Origin of the sequence: Duncaniella muricolitica (genome assembly GCF_910574735.1) — a bacterium.
Classification (GTDB): domain Bacteria; phylum Bacteroidota; class Bacteroidia; order Bacteroidales; family Muribaculaceae; genus Duncaniella; species Duncaniella muricolitica.
On record NZ_CAJTCF010000073.1, the window covers coordinates 1 to 20,374 of the forward strand.

Annotated in this window: 20 protein-coding genes and 2 pseudogenes; 19 read left to right on the forward strand and 3 right to left on the reverse strand. The window is 44.8% G+C overall.

The window, feature by feature from the left end; translation table 11 throughout:
* The first annotated feature begins 131 nt into the window (after positions 1-131).
* The 8 genes from QGT73_RS13845 to QGT73_RS13880 all read left to right on the forward strand — a co-directional run bounded on the left by QGT73_RS13845 (position 132) and on the right by QGT73_RS13880 (position 5,328).
* On the forward strand, positions 132-479 hold the full coding sequence (locus QGT73_RS13845) for a hypothetical protein (protein WP_068960257.1): 348 nt from the start codon (positions 132-134) through the stop codon (positions 477-479).
* Complete coding sequence (locus QGT73_RS13850; RefSeq protein ID WP_123611171.1) at positions 469-819, forward strand: immunity 51 family protein; 351 nt, start codon at positions 469-471, stop codon at positions 817-819. The genes QGT73_RS13845 and QGT73_RS13850 overlap by 11 nt, the downstream gene beginning before the upstream one ends.
* 71 nt (positions 820-890) lie before the next feature.
* Positions 891-1,652 carry a hypothetical protein gene (locus QGT73_RS13855; RefSeq protein ID WP_280122822.1) on the forward strand — a complete coding sequence of 254 codons (762 nt, stop codon included), beginning with the start codon at positions 891-893 and terminating at the stop codon, positions 1,650-1,652.
* Positions 1,653-1,718: 66 nt separating this feature from the next.
* Entirely contained in the window at positions 1,719-2,435 is a 717-nt protein-coding gene (locus tag QGT73_RS13860) for a hypothetical protein (RefSeq protein WP_280122823.1), read from the forward strand.
* A gap of 62 nt (positions 2,436-2,497) precedes the next feature.
* Complete coding sequence (locus tag QGT73_RS13865) at positions 2,498-3,388, forward strand: hypothetical protein (RefSeq protein ID WP_280122824.1); 891 nt, start codon at positions 2,498-2,500, stop codon at positions 3,386-3,388.
* Positions 3,389-3,506: 118 nt separating this feature from the next.
* Complete coding sequence (locus QGT73_RS13870) at positions 3,507-3,758, forward strand: hypothetical protein (RefSeq protein WP_121737091.1); 252 nt, start codon at positions 3,507-3,509, stop codon at positions 3,756-3,758.
* Between the two features lie 665 nt (positions 3,759-4,423).
* The gene (locus tag QGT73_RS13875; protein WP_280122825.1) at positions 4,424-4,789 is read left to right on the forward strand and encodes a hypothetical protein; all 366 of its coding nucleotides are present in this window, start codon (positions 4,424-4,426) and stop codon (positions 4,787-4,789) included.
* Positions 4,790-4,893: 104 nt separating this feature from the next.
* Entirely contained in the window at positions 4,894-5,328 is a 435-nt protein-coding gene (locus QGT73_RS13880; protein ID WP_121736197.1) for a hypothetical protein, read from the forward strand.
* 540 nt (positions 5,329-5,868) lie between these two features.
* Here the strand turns inward: QGT73_RS13880 and ltrA are convergent.
* Positions 5,869-7,284, reverse strand: a complete 1,416-nt coding sequence (gene ltrA / locus QGT73_RS13885; protein WP_217938172.1) for a group II intron reverse transcriptase/maturase — start codon at positions 7,282-7,284, stop codon at positions 5,869-5,871.
* A gap of 477 nt (positions 7,285-7,761) precedes the next feature.
* Between ltrA and QGT73_RS13890 the strand changes: the two genes are divergently transcribed.
* From QGT73_RS13890 to QGT73_RS13940, 11 genes and pseudogenes are all read left to right on the forward strand, one after another.
* Positions 7,762-8,229 (forward strand): hypothetical protein, encoded by a 468-nt coding sequence (locus QGT73_RS13890; RefSeq protein ID WP_280122826.1) that lies wholly within the window; start codon positions 7,762-7,764, stop codon positions 8,227-8,229.
* 22 nt (positions 8,230-8,251) lie between these two features.
* A complete protein-coding gene (locus tag QGT73_RS13895) occupies positions 8,252-8,713 on the forward strand; it encodes a hypothetical protein (RefSeq protein WP_280122827.1) in 462 nt (153 codons plus the stop codon).
* 107 nt (positions 8,714-8,820) lie between these two features.
* Positions 8,821-9,255 (forward strand): DUF3997 domain-containing protein, encoded by a 435-nt coding sequence (locus QGT73_RS13900; RefSeq protein WP_280122828.1) that lies wholly within the window; start codon positions 8,821-8,823, stop codon positions 9,253-9,255.
* 31 nt (positions 9,256-9,286) lie between these two features.
* Positions 9,287-9,796 (forward strand): DMP19 family protein, encoded by a 510-nt coding sequence (locus tag QGT73_RS13905; protein WP_280122829.1) that lies wholly within the window; start codon positions 9,287-9,289, stop codon positions 9,794-9,796.
* Between the two features lie 30 nt (positions 9,797-9,826).
* The gene (locus QGT73_RS13910; RefSeq protein WP_280122830.1) at positions 9,827-10,201 is read left to right on the forward strand and encodes a hypothetical protein; all 375 of its coding nucleotides are present in this window, start codon (positions 9,827-9,829) and stop codon (positions 10,199-10,201) included.
* Positions 10,202-10,277: 76 nt separating this feature from the next.
* Positions 10,278-11,144, forward strand: a complete 867-nt coding sequence (locus tag QGT73_RS13915) for a helix-turn-helix transcriptional regulator (RefSeq protein ID WP_280122831.1) — start codon at positions 10,278-10,280, stop codon at positions 11,142-11,144.
* 92 nt (positions 11,145-11,236) lie between these two features.
* Positions 11,237-13,552, forward strand: a pseudogene (locus QGT73_RS13920) (hybrid sensor histidine kinase/response regulator).
* Complete coding sequence (locus QGT73_RS13925; protein WP_280122832.1) at positions 13,545-14,867, forward strand: sigma-54-dependent transcriptional regulator; 1,323 nt, start codon at positions 13,545-13,547, stop codon at positions 14,865-14,867. The pseudogene QGT73_RS13920 and the gene QGT73_RS13925 overlap by 8 nt, the downstream one beginning before the upstream one ends.
* A gap of 281 nt (positions 14,868-15,148) precedes the next feature.
* Positions 15,149-15,562, forward strand: a complete 414-nt coding sequence (locus QGT73_RS13930; protein WP_172206518.1) for a dihydrofolate reductase family protein — start codon at positions 15,149-15,151, stop codon at positions 15,560-15,562.
* 210 nt (positions 15,563-15,772) lie between these two features.
* Positions 15,773-16,390 (forward strand): annotated as a pseudogene (locus tag QGT73_RS13935) (RteC domain-containing protein).
* Between the two features lie 132 nt (positions 16,391-16,522).
* Positions 16,523-16,972 (forward strand): hypothetical protein, encoded by a 450-nt coding sequence (locus QGT73_RS13940; protein WP_172206522.1) that lies wholly within the window; start codon positions 16,523-16,525, stop codon positions 16,970-16,972.
* A 60-nt stretch (positions 16,973-17,032) separates the two neighbouring features.
* Here the strand turns inward: QGT73_RS13940 and mobC are convergent, their stop codons facing one another.
* Together mobC and mobB are read right to left on the reverse strand one after the other, a co-directional pair.
* Positions 17,033-19,042, reverse strand: coding sequence for a conjugal transfer protein MobC (gene mobC / locus QGT73_RS13945; protein ID WP_280122833.1), 2,010 nt, complete (start codon positions 19,040-19,042; stop codon positions 17,033-17,035).
* A gap of 32 nt (positions 19,043-19,074) precedes the next feature.
* Complete coding sequence (mobB, locus tag QGT73_RS13950) at positions 19,075-20,295, reverse strand: conjugal transfer protein MobB (protein ID WP_280122834.1); 1,221 nt, start codon at positions 20,293-20,295, stop codon at positions 19,075-19,077.
* Between the last annotated feature and the right edge of the window lie 79 nt (positions 20,296-20,374).

The following is a 20,374-nucleotide window of genomic DNA, read 5'->3' on the forward strand; positions in this document are numbered from 1 at the left end:
TCCAATGTTTAATATTGGAACGGCATTACATCCATATTGGCGACCCGAATAATATGCGAATAACATGCACCTGTTCCGCCTAACGGCGGCAAGCTGCAAACCATTAGCATCGAAAAACAAATAGGATTACAATGAAAATATTTAGTACAGCGCCAGAAGGTAATGAAATGGCAGAATTAGAAAATGCTCGATACATCAATTTGGCATTAAAGCAGATTGACGAAAATATTGAATGGCTAAAAACGGCTAATAAGCCAACTCAAGCAGTCTTAACTCATATAGATATATTAGTTATGTTAGCTAAAAGATTTACGGTTGATGCTAATTTGCTAATCAAAAAAGAGAAAGTTCAGGAATGGAAGAATGTTTTTAACGATTGGTTTGAGCGTTGTGGCAGTAAAATTCCTGCTAAATTTAGAGATGGCATTAAAGCAAATGGAGATGAGCTTTTTAATGAGTTAGAACAATATGGGCACTAATAATTTTGAGGAACAAATAAAACCGTTCTTTTGGGTAGAGCATGAAAACAGCGTATCTGTTTGTTTGAATGTTGGCGAGTATAAGGATGAGATTTTTCAAACAAGAGAAAACGAAGGCTTTGAAGGAACGGGTTATGACTGGGCTTCTTTGGCACGAGTTTTTTTAGACGAATTGGAGCCTAAATTAATAGATATTGTTCAGTTTGACCCCGAAGCCGATATGTTTTGCGCATATTCTGACGATAAAGAAGCATTGAAAACATTTATCATAGCCTTCAAAAACGCCTGTGAAAATGAAACTTTGATACAGGATTTATTTTCAAGAGCAGAATTGGATTAAAAATGATGCTAACAAGCACCTGTTCCGCCTAACGGCGGCAAGCTGCAACCCATTACCGACGAGAGAAAACAATGAAACAAATATTAGCTGATTATATTGAAATATGCTTGAAATTCCGAAAGGAATATCTTAGCAAACCGGAACGGAAGCAGCGGCACATTCTTTTGACGGAATGGGCTAAGGCTCAATATGTGGACGGCAATCCGACTATTCCTGAATTATATGAGTTTTGGGACAAATACAAAGATGTAAGCTATAATAAAATTTTTATTGAAAAGGCAATAGTCCCAATAGTTAATGAGGACTTTCAAAACGGAGGCATAGAAGGATTGAAGTTCCTATTCTACTGTCTGCATGGCAGGGATGGGATTAAATATATATCAACTACAAGTCCAGTGTCGATATTTTCAAAGACGCATAATTATAAATACAGTTCGATTCAGTTGGCTGATATGGTTCTTGAAAAAGAACCTGATAATGAAGATGCGTTAAAAGCAACGTATTTCATCATGAAAGAGCATTTATGGTTCTCAATACATGAAATCCCTTTTGGTGTTTTGAATGGAATGGATGGAGCAAACATCTCAGATATACCGAATATGTTAAGCTCCGTTGACAAGTTCCAAGCCATTTCAGACAAACTAAAAATTGACAATGACGAAATTCTAATAGAAGATTGCCGAAGATTTTATGTCGCATATAGAGAATATCTACAACAAGTAGCTAGGTATTCTGATTTTGAAGATTACCTGAATAAGAATAATATTTCGTATGAGCGATATTGTAGTACATACCATTACGAAAAGGAGAATAAACAAGATAATCAGCAATAATAAACCGTCGGTAACAAGCGGATGAATCTCCTAATGGTCGATTATCCGCCGGACATTATAAACAATATGTATCGCATTGCAAACATAGTACTATTTGTTCTTGCCATTTTCGTGGTAATGGGGTGCTCTTGCAGTAAAACTCTGTGTGAACGTAACATACAAGATGATATACTCAATATTGATAAATTCCGTAAACAAAGTAAGAAAGAGTACCGCTATATAGAAGAAGATGCGGAAAGATTGTTTGCAAATTCGGCAACGGTTTATCCCGATGCATTATACCGCCAACAATATACTTCATTGCAAGGTTATTTCTATGGAGAAACCGGATTTGACTTATATTGTATATGGTATGCACAGTTTAATGCCAATAATAGGAAACACTATCGTTGTGAACGTAAGACGTTAAACAAAATATTCTATTGTGTAAATGATATGTTGAGATGTATTGCCGGGGGCGGAACTGGCTTTACACATGAAACATTCCGCATACCAGCATACACAGAGCATTACATCTATAAATATCAGAATATGGAAGCCAATAAACAGTGCCAAGATAATGACATAAGCCAAACGATTTCAAGTTTATGGCAGATAATAGCTACATATAATAACGAAGATATGCCCTTTGAAATATTAGCTTATAAAATGAAATACATATATGAAAATGTGGAATATATAAAATCATTACTTACTGCTGAAATATATAATTATTGCCTGCAAGAATATATGTGCAGACTAATAAACGAAAATGTAAGTGAGCAAGAACAATTAAGTTTATAACAACGAAAGATAGCATCTGACGATGCTCCTTTCTAACCATTATCTGCAAAAAAGAATAGCAAATGAATGACAAGTTATTCAAAATACTAAAGAAAGTGTATTTCAAGAAGAAATACATTAAAGACGAAAAAGGTTATCTCCATGAAATAGATTGTGGAGATAAGTTTGATTGTTCGACAAAAACAACTTGCTACTCGACAAATAATCTTAAAGCGGATGAATATACTTATTTACTTGAAAATAGCTATCCTGTAAATGAGGTGGTTCATTTTACTCACAATCAATGTATTGAGAAGTATAAATCTTTATTGCAAAACAGTAATATTAACTTAAAGAGTTGTCTATCAGCTTTTATTTGTGGATTCAATAGTTTTCCAAGAGGCAGACAACCAATTCTAAGTTATTTGTTTGCAAGAGCCGTTCCTTCCCATGCTTACGATTCTGATAGTTATTGTCCTCTTTGTTCTATTAAAGGGAATAATTGGATACAAAAAGGTGAAGAGATTTTCGCTTGGTACTATGGTTATGCGTGGAACGAACTGTGGGGAAAATATGTGATAGATTTAGAAGAGTTTTCCAAACTCCCACCTTGTATTCCTACCGACAAGGATATTCAAATCTTCCGTAGTGTCATCGAACATATACGTAATGCTCCAGCAGATGAAACTCCCGGAAAATTGGAACAGCGAATAAGAAAGGCAAAAATTATTCCTGACTATGAGAAATTTCGCTTTCGTGGACAACTAACTGTATTGGCTGAATTGGGTATCATGCCAAATTCATATGTGAAGCCACTGTATGATGGTTTTACTCCATTCGCTGAAAGATGTGAGATAAACGGTAAAGCTGCTAAAAATTTTCGTTCTGATATAATTTTGCCGCTATTAGGATGGAATGGTAGCAATCCGATAAATGAGGAACGGCTCAATGAATTATTCGGAGTTTTTATGTAACAATGCAGATAACAAGCACCTGTGCCACCTAACGGCGGCAAGCTGCAAACCATTATCCACCAACTCAAACGGATATAGATAGTGGAAAAGCTACACCTTCCGGCAAAGCAGTAAAAAAATGTCATTAGAATACAGAAATATAGAACTTATGTTTATAGAGCAACTTAAATTGCAATTTTCTCAAGGATATAATCCTGAAAAGGCTGCAATTTTTGCTCATGAATTTTATTTGAAATATGCCAATAAATTATCGGATAGACTTTATGAAGTGGTTTATTCTATGATGATGATGGATGCAGGTTCTGAGTTTGAAATGGATGAAATGAAAATTAAAGCAATGATTAAAGAAAAAACAGGAATAGTCCTCTAATCAATCATATTCTTTTGAATATTGTTTTTGAAGTATAGGACTTAGAACAGCTTGCAAAAGTTATCAACAGGTATTTTCGTGCTTGATAATTAAACATTAACAGCATGAAGAACTTGCAGAATCGGGCAGGAAGTAAATGCTAGTCATAGATGGCATTTACTCCTACTTTCACAATTACGTTCGCCTTATCATTTACTCGGACGATTTGATTACGATTGACGTGTTGAGCGATGTGGATTTGTCGCAGGTGGAACGCATGGTATGTACCTTGTACATCACTTACCAAGACTATCCGCCACAGCGTACCACATTGGATTAGTACAACGACAACCAAACAGACAAATTGCAAAGAGCCCTTTGCGACAAGTGGGGTTTGAAGTTCATTGAGGTGAGCCGAAACCTGTATGAACTTGCCATGCAGTTGGAGAGCTACCGACTGCAACAACCCCACTATATAGGTCAGTCCCAAACATGCAACGGAACTATCCCCCGATAACAAGAAGATGGCAACGGATTTTCTTACAGGCAAGAACGTATTTATCCGAAACGGGTACACATGAGTTTACAGGTATAGATATACGCAAGGCAAAGCCCATCCATTCCCGAAATCTGAACCGCTACTTACAGGAACTCAAACTATTTGACTACATTAGCAACTAAAATGTATGATGAATAAAAAAGAAATAATATATCCGAAAGGCTATATTTGGCTAATTGAAAAAAAGATTGTAGGGTTTGATTACTTCACACAACTACAACCTTGGTATTTCCTTTCAGAAGATAAAATATTTTGGGTAAATGAAATATGGTCATCTCCCATTAAAGATAATTTGCTCGTTTTTGGAAGGCGTCAAGATAATGATGACTTGGTTTGTTTTAGAGTTCAAGAGAATATCGCTACTGAAGTGTTCTTGATTCATGGATGGACAAATGATGGATTTGAAATCATAAAAAAATATCCAAATATTTGGGCTTGGTTACACGATGTGTTAGATGACATAAAAGAATGGATAAACAATGAGAACACTTAGTTGCTAACAAACAGCAAACCGACTGAAAAAGGCGGAACGCTGCCAGACATTATTCACCTGAAAAATAAAAGAAGTGAAAATCAAAGAATATACAGTCTTAATATATGAATAGTTATTACGATGATTCCTTGATTAAATATGCAGATAATCTGAAAATAAAATATACTATAATTTCAGATCAAACCTGCTATGTGGAGAATATAAACAGATACTTCCCTTTTTTAGGAGAACGCATTGACTTTAGTAAGTTAAATAACACCAAATTCGTAGATTCAAATCAAAAGAGTATTTCTTGTGACGTAATCAGGTTTATTAAAGAATTGATAGACGAAAGAATATGCAGTAAGGATGAAGTTGTCATTTATATAGGGGATAATTTAACGAATAATTGTTACGAGTTTCATTTGAACGATTTGCTAACGATTATCCCTTTTATGGTAAATGAAATTCCCGAACACCATTATTTGCTGTTTATGGATTTCAAAAAAATCATTTATATTTCATTTGAGGATGAAATAAAATTTGGAACAATAAATTAGGTGAATAACAAGCGGATGAATCTCCCTAACGGTCAATTATCCGCCAGCCATTAATGGTAATTAGGTATGATAGATTATTTATTTTTCAAATTTTATAGGCTATGGAAATACAGTTCTATTTCCGAAATAGCTGTTTATGCGGCTTTATTATTTCTTACCATATTTCTGAATTGCAATATTCACACAATATGGGGAGTATTGGAACAATATAAAATTGCGCCATATCCAACCGAAACGATGTATTATGTGTCTTTGGGGCTTATATTCATTCTTTTATGTGTTCGTTTCTATTGGCACAAAAGGTATAAAACAGTCATAGATAAGTTTAATGAAAAGCCTAATAAAAATAATCTATTGATACTTATATTATATATTTTCCTTTCGTTGTTTCTCTTTGTTTTAGAGGCTTTTTATAGCAAAGGAAAAATATAAATATACCAATCGAGTAGGAGGTGAACACTAATCAGAGGTGTTCGCCTCCTTTCGTGTTCACTTGTCCTCTCACACCACCGTACATGCGGTTCCGCATACGGCGGTTCCTCAACCTTTCGGCAACGCTGACGCCTTGTAGTAGCAACCTATCCATACATAACCTTGTCGGTATAGTGCTTCATCGGGCATTGCCCTCGTCGTTATCCAACTGCCAGCTATACGCCAATAACCTTGACTCGTATTGCCCCATTGATACGCTCGCCATTTATCTATTCCGCATTTGATTAGGTTCTGCACCCGCGTCCTCGGACGTTTCCATGCTTTCCAGATACACATGCGGATACGGCGGCGCAGCCATTGGTCTATCTCTTTGACCCTGCTTCCCATGTCGGCCAAATTGTAGTATTCCGTCCACCCCCGCAGATATTCTGCGAGAGCTTGTTTGCGCTTGGCATATCCCATTCCATTACTCCTTGAAGTTATGGCTTTCAGACGGCGACGCATTTTGGCTTCGGTCTTTTGATGTAGCCGCAGGCGGCATTTGCCGTTGCGGATATAGAAACTGTAACCGAGGAATTTCAATTTTCCTACATAGGAGCATTCGGTCTTTTCGCGGTTGACGCGAAGTTTGAGTCTTGACTCTATGAACTTTGTGATACTCTCCTTTGCTCGTTCTGCCGCTCTGCGACTTTTGCAGAAAATGAGTCCATCATCTGCATAGCGTACAAACGGATGCCCGCGCCTTTCGAGTTCTTTGTCAAGTTCGTTGAGCAGTATATTGGCAAGCAGAGGGCTGAGCGGTCCGCCTTGTGGCGTTCCCTCCCTTGTTTCCTCATATCTGCCATTTACCATTACTCCGCTATTGAGGTATTTGTGTATGAGGGAGATAACCGCACCATCCTTTATCGTCCGTTGCAGTATCTCTATCATCTTGGCGTGGTTGACGGTGTCGAAGAAGCGTTCAAGGTCTATGTCAACTGCATAGCGGTAGCCTTGACTGATTATCTCCGTTGCCTTTACCAACGCTTTCTTACCTCCTCTGCGGGGGCGGAAGCCGTAGCTTCCCTCGCTGAACTGACGTTCATAGATTGGGGTCAATACTTGGGCAATAGCCTGCTGGATTACTCGGTCTACTACAGTCGGTATCCCAAGCAGGCGTTTATTGCCGTTGTCCTTGGGTATCTCAACCCTGCGGACGGGGTTCGGACGATATGTCCGTCGGCGAATACTCTCTGTCAGTTGCTCTCCGTGCTCTCTGAGATAGCCGAGCAATCGGTCGCAATCCATTTTATCTATCCCCGGCGCTCCTCCGTTGCTCTTTACTTGTTTATAAGCAGCATTGAGGTTGCCCGGTGACAGAATTTGCTCCAGCAAAGGGTATTCCCGTTTAGGTTGTTCCGTTGTGAAATATCCGTCCTCCACGCACATGAAAGTCTGCACCCCCTCATAGCCTTTGGCTTCCGGCCTATTCTTTTGAGGGCGGCTATCGTTCTGTGCCGATATTTTCTGCATTCTTCCTTCCATTTGATGATGTCTGACAATATTTACTTCAGTTGGGTTCAGTCCTTCCCTTGCGCTATCCTCGCAAGGTACTATGACCTCTGCTGACTTCTCACGGCAAGCTTTACTCCGCAGCTTTGAGTAAATGAGTCGCCACTGCGTCCGTGAGACCTCCCCGATTAAGAGCATAATCTTTCACACTTATACCTGCTTGATTTACGCCACTCGTTCCGAATAGCTATCGGGCTTTAACTTCTTAAGCAGTCTTACCCACGAGCAAACGCCTTGGTATCAAATTTCTGTACGTCAGGCCAGTGATTTGCCGCCGACTTCCTTCACACCCAATGTCGCCATTGGCAGCTTGTCTTTGGCTGTACGCTTGCCGCTATTAGGCCGCGTTAGGGACTTGCACCCATTAGATTATGCCCATGTCGGGCGAACTTAACGAAGCAGGATAACGGGCAAGCCGTTCCCTGCTAAACCATTACTAACAATAGTGCGATGAATAAAACAGTTCAATCCATAATATCATTGACAGCTTTCAGTGCTTTGCTGATAGTCATAACATTATTTTGTGGTGGCTTAGGCATTGGTCGTCTGTTCGGAATATATGGCATTATGGAATATTGTCTTTTGGGTATGCTTGTAATAATAGATATACTGGTAATCTACAAGGTCTATAAACTATATGCAATGCAACCTAAAACCATAATGTTATTGTTGGGCTTGGAAGGTTGCTCTATCCTTTTGTGGCTTGCTTTTATCTGTATAGACCAAAGTTTATTGGATTGGCAAATTACAAACTTCATATTGCAAGCTGTTTGTTTAGACGGCTTCACGGGAGATGAACGAGGATTGAATATGCTTGCAGTCTTATGTGGTATTGTTTATCCCCTTATTGGGATTGGGTGTTTATTCACCGGATTGGGATTTGTAAATAAGTTAGTAACAACGAAAGATAGCATCTGACGGTGTTCCTTTCCAAGCCATTATGAATAATAAAGGAATAAAAAATACAGATAACTATTTTGAACGAGTGAAGCAACGTGCAAACCGGACGAATTACAGATACTATTTTTTTGACTACCTATATTTCAAGGGAGTGGTTTGGGGCAAGAAGATAGGACGGATGTCAGGTTTTATACTGCTGTTTTGGTATTGGTGGTGGATAGTAGTTCTGCCCGGCAACTTTCTCCTGATTAACAGTGTACCGCAATGGTCGTCCTTACATCTTGGCTATTTAGGTGCAATGTTTTTGCTTATTTGTGTATTTATTCTTGCACGATACAGGAAAGCCCGTGTACAGGCATTGTTGAACCGCTACCGCCGCTCTAAGCATATCAGCGCGGTACAGGCATATTTTCTGTTCCTGCTGCCCTTTGTACTTTTCTTCTTAGAAACATGGCTGTTCGATGAATGGGGGTGGACGGATTGCGTGAGGTGGAACAAATGATATGTCATTCATATATAAAACATCAGATATGGAACAACGAGTTCATAACAAGGAAAGTTAACTCCTAAACGGAGTTCCTTTCCAACCCACTAATAATAATTGAGAGCATGAAAACAATTATATCATTATTCTTTTTATTGTTGCCCCTAATGCAAGGTTGCGGGTTCGTATATGAACAGCATCTTACCGGAAACTACTACTTGATAGCGGTAGATACCAAAGATGATATGGACGTGTGTTATCACAGGCAGAAAGATGATAATGCACCCTATACGGGAATAACCGGAGCAAATGTTTATGCAGTGGGATATGACGATGAATTTATTCTTGTCATGGCATATCGTGCTTTGAGGGACAGCATGGGCGTTTCCTTACAGCGTTATGACAAGAATACAACCGAATATTACATCATTCCCGTAAATAACACACAAGAAGCATGGGAAGCACAAGAAAACAAGTTCGGGGCATTCAGTAAAAAGGACTTTGAAGCTAAACGGAAAGAGCTGGGAGTACCGGATGATATAACTTTCAAGAGGCTATAATATATTATTAACGAGAAAAAAGCAATGAACCATGATACACTGGATAAAGAAACTGTTCGGGATAAGATGCTCCGAACAGATAACGGAAGAGTTGATAGAGCGTCTTCCTGCCGATAAACTCTGCCGGAAATATATCGACGGAGAACTGGCAAGCGACATGGAGAACGAAGTGTTCGACAGCATAATGTGCGCGGTGGAACTGCACGCGGAGGTCATCAACGGCGGTTTCAACCAATACTACTACAATTCCGGTGGCGAACGTGCGCAAAAAGCCGAGGACACCTTTGTCAAGTTCGGAGCAGACCGGATCGCTGATGTCGTGAAACGAGCCAACGACCAATATGCCGCCAACCGTGATGAACTGCAATCGGTATGGGACGGAACGAAGGAAGGATTCGCCCACGGGTATAAAGAGAAGCTCTTTGATGCCTTCGATGATGAGTACTATGCCTTGATGAATAATGACCGGCAACTCTACACGATGATAGGCACATACATCAAACAACATCCGCAGGAGTTTCTCACAGGAATGACCGAGTGATATTCAACATGATATTGTTACCCGAAGGACATGATAGATTATCTGTATTATCGGTTTTATAGACTATGGCTTCATTCCTCTCTGGCGGAAGGAGCCGTGTTTATGGGGATGCTTATGTTCTCGGTCATACTGAGTACCAACGTATTGACCGTATGGGGGATGCTGACCCGATACGGCATTGTCGCATATCCCTCCGATATTCAGTATTATATTATCGAGGGCGGCATTATTGCCTTGTTGAGCTGGCGGTTCTTTTTCAGGAAACGTTACGACAGGATTATAGCCAAATATGACGATGAAAGCCCGGTGCAACGCAAATCCGGTGCATGGGTTCTTGCGCTGTATGTAGTGTCTACCATTGCCGTTTTCTTCTTGGAAGCGTTGCAACGGCAAGGAAAAATATGACCGTGTTGGGATTTTCGGCAAGATTTGGAACTGCTTGTTACTTTATAAACCCGATATTTGCCGCAAAAACAACATAATGAGATTGACAGCCCTGCTACGGCACACAGCCGATATATATCCCATACACTCCGTAAGCCTGCACAGCATAGCAGACAAGGCGGAAGAGCTTGTAAAGAAACGTTACTCCGTAAGCCGTATGGTACGCGAAATGGAGAGTTTCGCCCATGATGCAGAGGTGCTGCGCCTGATTGTCGGCACGTTCAAATCCGTTCCTGTCCAGCCTACATTGAAAATGCGTGACTATAAGCCTTACATGGCTCTTGTGGCATGCTCGCCTGAAGACTTTGCATTCTGCTACCTGTGCAATGACCTCGTAGCCGTCTATGAAACGGAGTACCGGACACCGGAACTGATGTTCTTCTGCGACCTGCTCCGCTGCATGAGGGGACGCTCCTATCTTAACTGCGTGACCAACCGGGTGTGCGACTACTTTTTCAGGGCGCGCCGTGACACCCTCCGCCATATCTCCAGCCCTCTGAAGGAATCTGAAATGCAATATGCGGAAAGCCGTCTGAAAGAACTGGAAAAAGCGGTCTTCTGCCTGAAAGTGAAGATGTATAAGTGGCACACCTTTACAGCAGAGGAGCTGGCAGGGATGTGTGGCATGAGCTATTCCCATTTCCGAAGCCGTTTTGAAGAATATTACGGTTGTTCCGCGACCGAGTGGCTCCGGCAGGAGCGCATAAGCCGTATCAAGGAAGACCTTTCCTACCGTCCCGAACTTGCCCTGAAGGAAGTGGCTGAACGCAACCGGTTCCTCTCTGCAAGTAATTTTTCCGACTTCTGCAACCAGCAGGTTCTCAAGACACCCGGAGAACTGAAAAAAGAGGGATATGAGGAATGGTGCGAGAGAAGGATGAAATACTGGAACAGTGAATCATGAGCGCGTTTCCGGCAAGATTTGGAAGATGCGGCTATGACGGCACGCATATTCCTGACAAATGAGAAGTTTCGCAATCATTATATATACGGCTTATGAAATCCTACCGCATATTAGTAGCCGCAGGCTACATTTCCATATTCATCCTGTCACTGCTGGTAGCCTATACCTACCATAACGAACAAAACACATTGGCTCTGTCCGAGGAGGAAAACCGTAAGGCAAGCGAGTTGCGAAAAAACATAAACCGCCTGAACATACGGATTACAGGGCTGTCATTGCTGGGAGAAACCGTATCGGAATAGAAAGAGGGCGATGCAGAACAATACCATCAGCAAAGAATGGTAATTGACAGTACACTGTGTGTCTTCTGCGAGGTGTTCAGTTCGGAACGTGTCGGGATAGACAGCATCCGTGACATATTGGCAAGCAAAGAAGCACAGATGAGGGAGCTGGCGGATATACATTCCCGTCAGAGGACACTCAATAGGCGTATAGCCGATAAAGTGCCGTTCATAGTCCGTCAAAGCGCAAATGAAAGCCCCCGCAAGACTAAACGTAAGGGGTTCTTGGGCATCTTCGGCAAAAAGGAGGAAACAAAACCGTCGGCAACAACCTCGATGCTCTGTTCTCTTAACAACGATGTGATTGCCAAACAAAAAGCCCAGAACCGGATACTTAGCGAACAGACCGACAGCGTTGCCGCACATAATGCAGCCCTAAACAGCCAATTACGTAGGCTTATCCGTCATATCGACAACAATGTTCAGACCGACCTGAAAGAACGAGAAACCGAGATAGCCACCATGCGTAAGAAGTCGTTCAGGCAAATTGGCAGTCTGGCATTATCCATACTTCTGTTATTGCTCGTATTGTTCATAATTATACATAGGGATGCCATCCGAATCAAACGATACCGACTGAAAACATCGGATTTAATCGGACAACTTCAACAGTCTGTTGAACAGAACGAGGCACTGATTGCTTCCCGCAAGAAAGCCGTTCATACCATCACCCATGAATTGCGCACACCTCTGACGGCAATAACGGGTTATGCCGGAATGATGCAAAAAGATTGCGATGTTGATAAAATCGGGGCGTATATCCAAAACATCCGGCAATCTTCTGAGCGTATGCGTGAAATGCTCAATACGCTGCTAAGTTTCTTCCGCTTGGACAACGGCAAGGAGCAGCCGAATTTCTCTCCTTGCCAAATTTCGGCAATCACGCACATCCTTGAAACGGAGTTTATGCCAACCGCTATGAACAAGGGGCTGGCTCTTACCATAATTAATCAAACTGATACGGTTGTTTTGACTGATAAGGAACGCATCCTGCAAATCGGAAATAATCTGTTGTCCAACGCCATCAAGTTCACGGAGAACGGCAGCGTATCTCTGACAACGGATTACACTAACGGGATGCTGACACTTATCGTCGAAGATACGGGGACGGGCATGACCGAAGAGGAGCAACAACGTATATTCGGTGCATTTGAACGTCTGTCAAACGCCGCTGCAAAAGACGGCTTCGGGCTGGGATTGTCCATCGTGCAGCGTATCGTGACAATGCTCGGCGGCACAATCCGGCTGGAGAGCGAAAAAGGCAAAGGCAGCTGTTTAACTGTGGAAATCCCCATGCAGACAGCCGAGGAAATTCCGGAACGGATAAATCAAGCACAGGTTCATCATAACCATACATTCCACGATGTGGTTGCCATCGACAATGACGAAGTGCTGCTCCTGATGCTGAAAGAAATGTATGCACAGGAAGGGATACACTGCGATACCTGTACCGATGCTGCGGAACTGATGGAACTGATACGAAAAAAGGAATACAGCCTTCTTCTGACGGATCTGAATATGCCGGATATAAACGGTTTCGAGTTGCTGGAACTGTTGCGCACTTCCAACGTTGGCAATTCAAGGGATATCCCGGTAGTCGTGACAACCGCTTCGGGCAGTTGCGGCAAAGAGGAACTTATAGAACATGGATTCACAGAATGCCTGTTCAAGCCGTTCTCTATATCTGAACTGATGGAGATTTCAAATAAATGTGCCATGAATGCGGCACAAAATGAAAAGCCGGATTTCACATCCCTGCTATCCTACGGCAATGAATCCGTCATGCTGGAGAAACTGATTACGGAAACCGAGAAGGAAATGCAGGCGGTTCGGGAGGCGAAACAACGGAAAGACCTTCAGGAGCTGGACGCCCTTACACACCACCTGCGCAGCTCGTGGGAGATACTCCGTGCCGACCAGCCGTTAAGGGAACTATACAAATTGCTTCATAGCGATGGCACGCCTGACGATAAAACAATTGGTAATGCTATAAAAGCTGTGCTGGATAAGGGTTCGGAGATAATCCGGCTGGCAAAAGAAGAAAGGAAGAAATATAACAATGGATAAGACAAAAATCATAGTGGTGGAGGACAACATCGTGTATTGCGAGTTTGTCTGCAACCTGCTGGCACGTGAGGGATTCCGTACCGTGCAGGCGTTCCACCTCTCGACCGCGAAGAAATATCTGCAACAAGCCGCAGACGGGGACATCGTGGTTTCAGACCTGCGTCTGCCCGACGGCAACGGTATCGACCTGTTGCGCTGGATGCGCAAGGAAGGCATGATGCAGCCGTTCATTATCATGACCGACTATGCCGAAGTGCATACGGCGGTCGAAAGTATGAAACTCGGTTCGCTGGACTACATACCCAAACAACTCGTGGAGGACAAACTTGTACCTCTGCTCCGTACCATACTGAAAGAGCGGAATATCGGGCGAAGCCGTATGCCCGTCTTTGCCCGTGACGGTTCCGCCTTTCAGAAAATCATGCACCGGATAAGGCTGGTAGCCCCCACCGACATGAGCGTGCTGATATTCGGGGAGAACGGTACGGGCAAAGAGCATATCGCCCATCTGCTGCACGACAAGAGCAAGCGGGCAGGAAAACCGTTTGTGGCTGTGGACTGCGGTTCACTCACCAAAGAGCTTGCACCGTCGGCATTCTTCGGACACGTCAGAGGGGCGTTCACCGGTGCGGACAGTGCCAAGAAAGGATATTTCCATGAAGCCGAAGGCGGCACGCTGTTTTTGGACGAAGTGGGCAACCTTGCACCGGAAACCCAACAGATGCTTCTGCGTGCCATACAGGAGCGGCGATACCGCCCCGTTGGTGACAGGACGGATAGAAGTTTCAATGTCCGTATTATCGCTGCCACCAACGAGAATCTGGAAAAGGCGGTCAATGAAAAGCGTTTCCGGCAGGACTTGCTGTACCGTCTGCACGACTTCGAGATAACCGTTCCGCCGCTGCGTGATTGTCAGGAAGACATCATGCCGCTGGCAGAGTTTTTCCGCGAGATTGCCAATAATGAATTGGAGTGCAAGGTTAGCGGATTCAGCTCCGAAGCACGGAAAGCGTTGCTGACCCATTCATGGCTGGGCAACGTGCGCGAGCTTCGTCAGAAAATCATGGGCGCGGTGTTGCAGGCACAGACGGGACTTGTCACGAAAGAGCATCTGGAACTTGGAATAACCGAAACAACCTCTGTTACCAGCTTCTCCCTGCGCAACAAAGAGGAAGATAAAGAGCGGATTATACGCGCTTTGAAGCAAGCTGACGGGAACCGCAAGGTCGCCGCCGAACTGCTTGGAATAGGCAGGACAACACTGTATAACAAACTGGAAGAATATGGATTGAAATACAAAATTGAGCAATCATAGCCCGCAATTCGCTGAAAATGGCTATCTTTGCATGACATATCAGAAGGTAACGGCGATTGGCAGAGCCTTTTGCCGCCTATATATAACATAAGACCGCAAGGCGTTTCGAGCGAAAATCTGGTAAATTGACACTACGGAGACGATTGCGTGATGCTTATGCTATGCCTACGCATAGCGTGCATTCACGTACTCTCCGTAAAAGGCTTTACCAGAGCCGTCGCTTGAAAGTAGTGTGATTTGCACGCTACTTTTTTGCCCTTGCCTAACGAAAGGAAACGATAATGGGTAAAGTACAGATTCTTGCCGTCCTCACGATGGACGGATGTCAAAGCTCCGAGTTGTATTGCAAAGCGTATAAGGAACTGCGCCTTGAAAATTGCGGTATCAACGAGATAAGGGAAAACGCCCTTTATCATATCACACCGGATTATTCCATCTCCATGCTTGACGAATGGCGGAAATCCACAACAGACATCTGCTATCTGGCGGAAGCCACTCCTGAAAAGGCGGACTACATCAACGGGCTGCTGCGTATGCGTGTGGTGGATGAAATCATACTATACACAATTCCTTTCATTGCCGGAACGGGAAAGCGTTTCTTCCAGTCCGTCTTGCCACAGGAACAATGGACGCTGACCTCACAGAAAGCATACCGCAACGGAGTGGTCCGCCATATCTATAAAGCGTGCGTCTGATGTCCGGAAAATGGACTAATGTTCAGTAGATTAACACCTTAAGTTGAATACAACTCCTGTCGGATAAATAAATTTTGAAATTATTACTCTGAAATCCAGCATATTGCAGACTATGTGCCGGATTTTTTGTTTGATGTACATGATTTTTGCCAATCATATTCATGTGCGCATACCGAAAAACAGAGTGTAAAATTTCAAAATTGACAGGACATGAATTATTTTTTATTGGCGGAAACCGAGTTCTTCCGCCGTATAAACGAAGCCGGTGACTGCAATATGGAAACGGCATACACGGCTTTCGCCACCCAAGTGATCGAGCTATGCAGCGGCAATGTGGACACCAACCGCACCATCATCGCGCTGGCTTACATCGAAATCGAGTTGCAGCACCATCCCGTGCGCAATTTTCCCGAAGAAAAGAGGTAGGTTGCATCCTATATCAGCAAGGCACTCTCTTTCGTAAGGAAGATGCAGAAGTTCCTTGCCGCTCCCCAAGTGCCACCACTAATCCCCATCCGTACATCCTCCGAAAATACAACTGAAAAATCCGCCACACTCCTGCAATGGACAGGCAACGCCATCGACCTTGTGGAACTTATCTACGGCATCAACGAGATGGGCTGCATCAACAACGGTAACATGCCGCTTAAACAGCTCGCCCCGCTCCTCTACAAGATTTTCGGTGTCGAATCAAAGGACTGCTACCGCTTCTATATTGACATCAAACGCCGGAAGAACGAGAGCCGCACCTACTTCCTTGACAGGATGCAGGAGAAACTCAACGAGAAGATGCAACGTGACGAGGAATTGGAACGCATGAGAAGATGAACCACCATCCGGACAGGAAAGACGGAAAATAAGGGGCAATCATCTGTTTTCCGTCTTTTTTTGTTGCATCATATTGACAATCATGGAAATAAATGCCGATATTTGCAGCCGGAACAGAAGCAGGATAAAGAAATGGCAAAAAAGAAGAAACAGAACGGGCACTACTGCCGGATTTGCGGTGACTACAAGGCGAATGAGAAGTTCTCCGGCAAAGGACACGCACAACATATCTGTAAAAGCTGCATGTCCGCCATGCGCAGCGGCAAGAATCCGGAGGATATTCTGCCGGAACCGTTGCCCGTGAACCGTGAAACGACACGTTTCAAGAAACTGGGTAAAGAGGAAAAAGCCGTGCTTAAAGCGTTTATCTCCGAAATGGTAACCGAATACTGGCAGGAAAACAGGCAGATACCGTTTGCGGAAAGTTTTTCCGAACTTAAAAAATATATCATCGGAACTTATGATGAGGAATGCGGCATACTCCTGAAAGATGACGCGGAACTGAAGACCTACTTTCAGACACATACGGTAACGACCATAAACAAATTGCTGAAAGAGGAAAATCCGGAAAACGAAGGGTAACGAAAACGGGCGGAACAAGGTGTCAAACTTGCCCCGCCCGTTTTCGTTACCGCCTGCCGGCTATTTCTGCTGCAACAGATGCTTCAGGTTCTCGTCACCCGCGATACGCTCCAGTTCGTCGGCGACAATCTGCTTCACCTCCTCCTTGATGCGCCTGTAATTCGCCTGCACCGTTTCCTTCATGCAGTCGTTGCCGTCCCCGTCGATGAAGTCGGTAATGACGGGGATCTTCTTGTAGGCTTTCTCCTCGCGCTTCACCTTCTCGGCGTCCACGACAATCTCGCAGTGAAAAATCTTCTGTTCGATACGCTCGTTGAAGTTATCAGATACTGAACCGACAAACATTCCCTGCGTCAAGCCGGAAATCTTGCTGGGTGGGATAAGCGCGTCCATCTGCGTGTTGATGGAGGTGGAAACGTCCTGCCGGTTAATGGAAATGGACTGCCGTTTCTGCAATACCTTTCCGAAGCGTTCGGATAGCGTCTTGGCGGTTTCGCCTACCACCTGACCGGAGAAGATATTTCCGACGGTGTTCATCACGACTTTGGCTTCCTTATCGCCATAGTCGCGCACCAGCTGGCTGAAATCCTGAAAGCCCAGACACACGGCAACCTTGTTGCTTCGCGCGGTGGCGATAAGGTTGTCCAGCCCCTTGAAATATATCGTCGGTAGTTCATCTATAATGACCGACGACTTCAGCATACCTTTCTTGTTTATGAGTTTCACGATACGGGAGTTATAAAGACCGAGAGCCGCACCGTAGATATTCTGGCGGTCGGGGTTGTTGCCCACGCAGAGGATTTTCGGCTCTTCGGGATTGTTGATGTCCAGCGTGAACTCGCTGTCCGACATCACCCAGTAGAGCTGCGGGGAAATCATCCTTGAAAGCGGTATTTTCGCCGATGCTATCTGCCCCATCAACTGCTCCGCAGCCCCTCCGAGCCATGCGTCCATGAATGGCGAGAGGTAGTTTTCCAGTTCGGGATAAGAGGTCAGAATAGGGAAAATATCCTCGTAACGGCGGTTCAGGAACTCGATTGCATGGGGGAACGTGCAATACTTGCCGTTCTGATAAATTTTCAAATACCATATAATACTGGCAAACAGAATGATAGGCGATTCCACGAAGAAGTCGCCCTGCTTTTGCACCCACGACTTATTCAAGTTGAGCATTATGGTGTACGCGCTTTCGTAAGCGTCCGTGATATCCTCCATGAAATCCGGGTGGATGGGATTGCAACGGTGCGAGCGTCGCGGGTCGTCGAAGTTTATCACATAGAACTTCGGCTTCACCTTGTAGCCCTCCGGGTGGTTCAGTAGATGGTTGTAGGCTATCGTGGACAAGTCGCTGAATTTGAAGTCGTACACATACATCGAAAAGCCCTTTTCTATCTGCTGCTTGATGAAATTGTTTACCACCGCATAGGATTTACCACTGCCCGGCGTACCCAATACGATGGAAGCCCTGAAGGGATTCACGACATTGATCCAGCCGTTGTTCCAACGCTTTTTGTAGTAGAAGCGTGTGGGCAGATTGACCGAATACTCGCTTTCGATAAGCCGTGTTTCCTGCATGAAACTCTCGTTCTCGTTGTTGAACACGTCATCCATCAGGTTGTGCTTCAACAGGCGGCTCATCCACAGACCGCCCATCAGCAGGCAGACATAGCCCGCTCCGACGGTCAGGACATAAAGCCCCGTCACCGCTTCAACCGGCAACGGCAATGCCAATATCCACCAGTTGAGAAAGAACAGCACGAACCCTGCGGCAAGGGCCGCCCAGATTCTTCTCCAAGTGATTTTCTCTCCCTTGACGCCCTTTGTCCCCAGACAGGACAGGGCAAGCAGAAGAACGGCAAACAGTTTCGTGTACAGGATGGAACGGAACAGCCCCGCCGTGCGGTTGAAGTTCATCAGTATTCTGTCCACCACGCCGATGTCCACACCCCAAAGCCGGATGGCTTCATAGCAGAACCAGTACACGTTCATGACCACTAAAATAATACTCACGGCACGCAGAAAATCCATGATTTTCGCCAATGCCCTCAAATCGTCTTCTTGTTGTGACATACATTGTTTTTTTTGATTGTTGATACTTTCGGTTACATTCCCAAGCCCTTGCGCTTCTTCTTTTTCCTCTTGCGCCGCATCGCACGGATGAAGGCTTCCTCCTCGGCGTCCACCGCCGGACCTTCGGAAGTGAGCAGGCCGACACCGCCCGCCATGCTTTCATCGTCGGATGCGCTCTGTCCGCGCATATCCTTCCCAGCTTCCACCGGAACGGAAAGCGGAACGGGCGGCAGTCCGGCGTAAGGCAGCGTGAAGTGTTCCTGCAAGGCATTGGCGGAAAGTTCCTTGCCCATGCGCGAGCCGTTCAGCACGCAGCCCGTGCGGTGGTCGATGAACGTGGCTCCGTAGATGCGCCCTTCCTCCGTGTAGCGCAGCACGGTGTCGATGCCTTTCCCTTTGAGCGTGGCAACGAACTTATCCTTGTCATACGTGCCTTCCAGCACGGAAAGGACAGTGCGTTTCGTCATTCCGGCGAGTTTCCTGTCCTTGATCTCCTGCTTGGAACGGGCAAACTTCCTCTGCACGGCTTCATAGCCGACGGATTTCCCGAAGAGCGAGGATTTGAACGGATTACCGACTTTGTTGCCCATGTCATCCGTGACGGAATAGACCAGCCCGTGATACTCGCGTCCGCGCACATTGCCGTGCGCTTCCTCCACCGTCATATTATATAAGGAAAGGAGTGCGCGGTATTCGCCCATCGTCTGAAAACGGTACTGCCCGTTCAGAACCTTGACAATATTCCCCGCCTGCTTCTTCACGTCGCCCGCAGAGGCGTCCACCTTGCGCAGCGGCGTGTCAAGACGGCGGTTCTTGCGTTCCGCATCGTGCAGTCCGTATTTCTTCTCCAACTCACGGGTGATCTGCTTGCTACGATAGTAGTTGTTCTTGTCACTGATACATTTCCCGTTCTCGTCCACCCGCACGGTCACGATGTGCAGGTGGTGGCGGTCAATGTCCTCGTGCTTGAAAACAAGGTAAGGCTGGTTGCCGAAACCGAGTTTTTCCAGATACTCGCGGGCTATATCCTGCAATTCCGCATCGGTCAGCACGTCATCGGGATGTGGGTTGAGCGAGATATGCACCACCGGCTTCTCCACTTTCATCTGTGGCGGCAGAAAGGTGTGGAAGCCCTCCATTGCCTTGTTGATGTCCACCGTTCCCGAACCGTCATTATAGATACGGTTGGTAGTGAGCAGCCGCCCTTGCGCCTCGTTGATCTGTAGGCTCGACACCGGGGCGCCTTGCCGCATTTCTGCGGTAGGTTTCCCCGAGTCTGCCCCCGAACCGGACTTACACCTTTCAGCGTATCCGGCTCTCCATTGGTATATA

What these genes read in the sequence shown, in the direction of transcription:
- QGT73_RS13845 (WP_068960257.1), top strand. Translation starts at nt 132, where the DNA reads ATGAAAATATTTAGTACAGCGCCAGAAGGTAATGAAATGGCAGAATTA.
- QGT73_RS13850 (WP_123611171.1), top strand. Translation starts at nt 469, where the DNA reads ATGGGCACTAATAATTTTGAGGAACAAATAAAACCGTTCTTTTGGGTA.
- QGT73_RS13855 (WP_280122822.1), top strand. Translation starts at nt 891, where the DNA reads ATGAAACAAATATTAGCTGATTATATTGAAATATGCTTGAAATTCCGA.
- QGT73_RS13860 (WP_280122823.1), top strand. Translation starts at nt 1,719, where the DNA reads ATGTATCGCATTGCAAACATAGTACTATTTGTTCTTGCCATTTTCGTG.
- QGT73_RS13865 (WP_280122824.1), top strand. Translation starts at nt 2,498, where the DNA reads ATGAATGACAAGTTATTCAAAATACTAAAGAAAGTGTATTTCAAGAAG.
- QGT73_RS13870 (WP_121737091.1), top strand. Translation starts at nt 3,507, where the DNA reads ATGTCATTAGAATACAGAAATATAGAACTTATGTTTATAGAGCAACTT.
- QGT73_RS13875 (WP_280122825.1), top strand. Translation starts at nt 4,424, where the DNA reads ATGATGAATAAAAAAGAAATAATATATCCGAAAGGCTATATTTGGCTA.
- QGT73_RS13880 (WP_121736197.1), top strand. Translation starts at nt 4,894, where the DNA reads ATGAATAGTTATTACGATGATTCCTTGATTAAATATGCAGATAATCTG.
- ltrA (WP_217938172.1), bottom strand. Translation starts at nt 7,284, where the DNA reads ATGGAAGGAAGAATGCAGAAAATATCGGCACAGAACGATAGCCGCCCT.
- QGT73_RS13890 (WP_280122826.1), top strand. Translation starts at nt 7,762, where the DNA reads ATGAATAAAACAGTTCAATCCATAATATCATTGACAGCTTTCAGTGCT.
- QGT73_RS13895 (WP_280122827.1), top strand. Translation starts at nt 8,252, where the DNA reads ATGAATAATAAAGGAATAAAAAATACAGATAACTATTTTGAACGAGTG.
- QGT73_RS13900 (WP_280122828.1), top strand. Translation starts at nt 8,821, where the DNA reads ATGAAAACAATTATATCATTATTCTTTTTATTGTTGCCCCTAATGCAA.
- QGT73_RS13905 (WP_280122829.1), top strand. Translation starts at nt 9,287, where the DNA reads ATGATACACTGGATAAAGAAACTGTTCGGGATAAGATGCTCCGAACAG.
- QGT73_RS13910 (WP_280122830.1), top strand. Translation starts at nt 9,827, where the DNA reads ATGATAGATTATCTGTATTATCGGTTTTATAGACTATGGCTTCATTCC.
- QGT73_RS13915 (WP_280122831.1), top strand. Translation starts at nt 10,278, where the DNA reads ATGAGATTGACAGCCCTGCTACGGCACACAGCCGATATATATCCCATA.
- QGT73_RS13925 (WP_280122832.1), top strand. Translation starts at nt 13,545, where the DNA reads ATGGATAAGACAAAAATCATAGTGGTGGAGGACAACATCGTGTATTGC.
- QGT73_RS13930 (WP_172206518.1), top strand. Translation starts at nt 15,149, where the DNA reads ATGGGTAAAGTACAGATTCTTGCCGTCCTCACGATGGACGGATGTCAA.
- QGT73_RS13940 (WP_172206522.1), top strand. Translation starts at nt 16,523, where the DNA reads ATGGCAAAAAAGAAGAAACAGAACGGGCACTACTGCCGGATTTGCGGT.
- mobC (WP_280122833.1), bottom strand. Translation starts at nt 19,042, where the DNA reads ATGTCACAACAAGAAGACGATTTGAGGGCATTGGCGAAAATCATGGAT.
- mobB (WP_280122834.1), bottom strand. Translation starts at nt 20,295, where the DNA reads ATGCGGCAAGGCGCCCCGGTGTCGAGCCTACAGATCAACGAGGCGCAA.